General features: G+C 48.7%; 3 protein-coding genes and 1 tRNA gene. 1 reads left to right on the forward strand and 3 read right to left on the reverse strand.

Annotation, left to right across the window (positions count from 1 at the left end):
* The first annotated feature begins 59 nt into the window (after positions 1–59).
* Positions 60–374, forward strand: a complete 315-nt coding sequence (locus Q7O77_RS15185) for a helix-turn-helix domain-containing protein (protein WP_025918867.1) — start codon at positions 60–62, stop codon at positions 372–374.
* A gap of 133 nt (positions 375–507) precedes the next feature.
* On the opposite strand, the gene Q7O77_RS15190 is transcribed toward Q7O77_RS15185, so the two are convergent.
* The 3 genes from Q7O77_RS15190 to Q7O77_RS15200 form a co-directional block, all read right to left on the reverse strand.
* Positions 508–1779, reverse strand: coding sequence for an integrase arm-type DNA-binding domain-containing protein (locus Q7O77_RS15190; RefSeq protein ID WP_304169233.1), 1272 nt, complete (start codon positions 1777–1779; stop codon positions 508–510).
* A 161-nt stretch (positions 1780–1940) separates the two neighbouring features.
* Positions 1941–2016, reverse strand: a tRNA-Asn gene (locus Q7O77_RS15195).
* A 189-nt stretch (positions 2017–2205) separates the two neighbouring features.
* Positions 2206–3510, reverse strand: coding sequence for a dicarboxylate/amino acid:cation symporter (locus Q7O77_RS15200; protein ID WP_304169235.1), 1305 nt, complete (start codon positions 3508–3510; stop codon positions 2206–2208).
* Positions 3511–4148 lie beyond the last annotated feature (638 nt).

Consider the following 4148-nt stretch of genomic DNA (forward strand, 5'->3'; position numbering starts at 1 on the left):
ATTTACTGGGTGAAGAATCACTTCAAGAGAGGCATATCGTGAACGGCGATAATCGGCTTATGTTAATCTGCGAAGCAGGTAATGCCGTGATTGGTAAACGATTAAGACTGGCGCGAGTGAATGCAGGATTAAAACAGGTCGAGCTCGGTTGTCTCGCTGGACTGGATGAAGAGACGTCGAGTTCCCGCGTAAGCCAGTATGAAAGGGAAGTCAGTTCGCCGGATTTTGGTCTGGTTTGCCGATTTGCGGCGGTGCTGGATGTGCCGGAAGCGTATTTTTATGCTGTCGATGAGGATCTCGCAACGCTAATCTTGCAGTACCATCGTTATAAGAAAAGTAACCCTAATTCTACGTTGTTGATTACCCCGCAATAGACCTTCATTAACGTATCCAGTCTGAGCAATTTACTGATATTTCTCGACTGTTTGTGAAATGCTGAGGCAAGATTTTCTTGCTGTCTGAAAAGCAGACCCTGTTATCAGGATCTGCTCTTAGGTGCGTTATCGATCAGGAAGCTCTAGCCGTCTTATGTTGTTGAGCATAAATGTATGACGCAACATATTCTTCCCGGTTTATATCCAGATAATCCGACCACCATTGCATCATCGCTTTACGAGCATCGAGATATTCTGCTTTATGGATGTAAGCAGCTCGAACGCTATTGCGTTCTTGATGGCTCATTTGCCGTTCAACTGCATCCTGTGCCCATAGTCCAGATTCCATCAAGGCACTACAGGCCATTGTCCGGAATCCGTGACCGCAGATTTCATCTTTTGTGTCATAACCCATCAGGCGCAAAGCTTTGTTGACCGTGTTTTCGCACATTGGCTTATACGGATTATGAGCACCGGGAAATATGAGTTCCTGATGCCCTGAGATTTCCCGTATCTGTTTCAAAATAGTGATGGACTGACGGGAGAGGGGAACGATATGCGGCGTGCGCATTTTGGCACCACGCCCGGAATAACGCACTCCGGGGATGGCTTCACGAGTAGCCGGAATGATCCAGATTTTGTTTCTGAAATCAATCTCAGACCAACGGGCAAAGCGCAACTCGCTGGAGCGGATGAAAAGGAGCAGAGTAAGTGATACCGCCAAACGGGTTAATTCTCGCCCTTGCTTGTAATCCTCAATGCGAGTCAACAGTTCCGGTAGTTTTTCTAGCGTAAGGGCAGGGTAGTGGCGTTTAACGGGCGGGGTGATGATACCGTCCAGATTGGCTGCCGGATTATGCTCTATCAACTCCTGGTGCACGGCATGGCGCATGATATTGCACATATGTTGCCGAGTGCGCGCCGCCACTTCCAGCAGACCTTTTTTCTCAATCCTTTTCAGCAGGTCGATGAAATGGCGGGTTTTCAGTTCAGTGACTGGCAGTTGTCCAATTATCGGGAAGATATGATTGTTCATGCTGGCAAGCAGGCGGGTTGCATGGTTCTCCGACCATGCTCTGTTGCTTTTATGCCAACTTAGCGCCACTGATTTGAAGGTTTCCTCTGATGAGGCAGTGGCTCTCTCAGCAGAGCGTTGTTGTGCTGGATTGATATTCTGCGCCAGCAATTTGCGGATTCCGTCACGTTGTTGACGAGCATCGGCCAAAGATACACCGGGATAGGCACCTAAGCCGAGGCGGGATTCTTTTCTATTGATACGATATTTGAGATACCAGAGACGTGAACCGCTTGGATTAACTAAAAGGTATAGACCGTGAGAATCGGAGACTTTGAAGGGTTTTGCGGATGGTTTTAAGTTGCGGATTTTTGAGTCGTTAAGAGACATTTGGGGGTCACTCCGTCATCGAACCAACTTGACCCCAAATCTGACCACCAAATTCTCCCGATGCAGAGGGAAAACTAAAAATGCATCGGGAAGACTTTTCACGCTAACTTATTGAATCTGAATCACATAGGGATTCGCAAAGTGGCATGAAAACAAGAATTTGGCTCCTCTGACTGGACTCGAACCAGTGACATACGGATTAACAGTCCGCCGTTCTACCGACTGAACTACAGAGGAATCGTGTGAACGGGGCGCATAATAACGAGGGGCAGAGGGCATGTCAAAGGCCGAAACCCTAAATTCGGTTCGTTTGCTGACAGAATGCGCAAAGTGATGGTTTTTTAGAAACGGTTGCGGAGGAAGTAGGCGCCGAGGGCAAAAAAACAGCGGCTAAATCGCCGCTGTTTTTTATGGTTGGCAGGAGACTCAGGCGTGTTGTTGCCCGGTTTCAGTTGCCTGAGGGGCGGAGGCCTCTGTGGCTTCATCCTCCTCCTCGTCGTCATGGACATTTTTTTCCAGACTGGAAACCACCGCGGTGGAAATGCTGTTGCCGATGACGTTGGTCGCGGTGCGGCCCATATCCAGGAATTGGTCGATGCCCAGAATCAGCAGAATACCGGCTTCCGGCAGGCTGAACATCGGCAGCGTTGCGGCGACGACCACGACGGAGGCGCGGGCGACGCCGGCCATGCCTTTGCTGGTGATCATCAGCGTCAGCAGGATTAGAATCTGCTGGGTCAGGCTCAGGTCGATGTTGTAAGCCTGCGCGATGAACAGGATGGCGAAGGACTGATACATCATGGAGCCATCAAGGTTGAAGGAATAACCCAACGGCAGCACGAAGCTGGAGATTTTCTTCGGCACGCCGAATTTGGTCAGCGCTTCCATGGTTTTCGGATAGGCGGATTCGCTGCTGGCGGTGGCGAAAGCCAGTACGGTCGGTTCGCGGATCAGTTTACCCAGCACGACGATGCGTTTGCCCAGGAAGGCATAGCCCACCAGGAACAAGGCGCCCCACAACAGCGCCAGGCCGATGTAGAACTCGCCGATCAGCTTGCCGAAGTCATACAGCAGACCCAAGCCCTGAGTCGTGATTGCGGAGGCGATAGCGGCGAATACGGCAATCGGCGCCAGTCCCATCACGTAATCTGTGACACGGAACATCACTTTAGCGAGTTCGTCGATCAAAGACTGAATCGTGGTGGCATGCTTGTTATGTTGTTTCACATAAGCCAGCGCGGAGCCGAAGAAGAGGGAGAAGACCAGAATCTGCAGAATTTCGTTGTTGGCCATCGCTTCCACAATGCTTTTCGGGAAGATGTGGCTGATGAAGCTTTTCAACGTGAATCCGTCAGTGCTCAACCCAGTAGAAACGTGCGTGGTTGTCGCGACCAGATTCATGCCCGCACCCGGCTGGAAAAGGTTGGCCAGCGCCATACCGATAATCAATGACAGAATAGACGCGGTGACGAACCAGATCATAGCTTTCAGACCAACACGGCCCACGGCAGCAGAGTCACCCATACTGGCAAGACCAGAAACCAGCGTGGCGAAGACCAGTGGTGCGATAATCATCTTGATAAGGCGCAGGAAAATATCGGTGACCAGATTGAAATAGGAAGCGATTTCTTTGGCACGAGCACCATCCAGGAACTCATGACAGGCCCATCCGACGATGATCCCGATGACGATAGCGACCACTATCTGTAAAAGTAACTTCTGCCTTTGCATACGAACCTCATGTTGATGAATGTGTACAGACTACACCGTGTTATTGCAGCGTGGCGTTTCATGCGTATTTTTTTACACACTCAGCCGACACCCTGACTTGTTATTGGGCGTATTGTGTTTGCCTTATTGAATAACAGCGAATCAAGGGTTTTACCGTTTTTTTCCGTCAGGGGAAATACAAATGTCGCTAAAAAAAGTGAAAAGTGAGTTTTTTTTGATATTTACCCGTCATAGATGTGCTGTGTCTTGTGTGTTGGTTGTTTTTATCTTATTGTTTTCGTTTGGTTTTATGGGTGTATTTATCTAATCGTCATCCTTCTGGATTAGGTATTAGATTTACTTATGACGGCGGTTAAATTAGCAGCAGATTAAATTGTCGATGTGATTTATTAAATCGAATAACGCGGCGATATGGCGGCCGAACTATTATTTAGATAACGCGTTGAGCCGTCCCAATAATAGTGGATATATCCGTCAAATATTATTGATATCATTACGGCGATGACAGGAATAATTAAATTCCAATCAGGCATGTAATTGCCATGTTATTTGTTGGTGCTCTCGCCGTTAAATAATACGCCATTATTTTTCATCTCTGTGACGCACGTCTATTGACAAGGTGTCGGGGAGCGATGCGA

This window comes from Lonsdalea britannica, assembly GCF_946477055.1.
Lineage (GTDB): Bacteria > Pseudomonadota > Gammaproteobacteria > Enterobacterales > Enterobacteriaceae > Lonsdalea > Lonsdalea britannica_A.

What these genes read in the sequence shown, in the direction of transcription:
- Q7O77_RS15185 (WP_025918867.1), top strand. Translation starts at nt 60, where the DNA reads ATGTTAATCTGCGAAGCAGGTAATGCCGTGATTGGTAAACGATTAAGA.
- Q7O77_RS15200 (WP_304169235.1), bottom strand. Translation starts at nt 3,510, where the DNA reads ATGCAAAGGCAGAAGTTACTTTTACAGATAGTGGTCGCTATCGTCATC.
- Q7O77_RS15190 (WP_304169233.1), bottom strand. Translation starts at nt 1,779, where the DNA reads ATGTCTCTTAACGACTCAAAAATCCGCAACTTAAAACCATCCGCAAAA.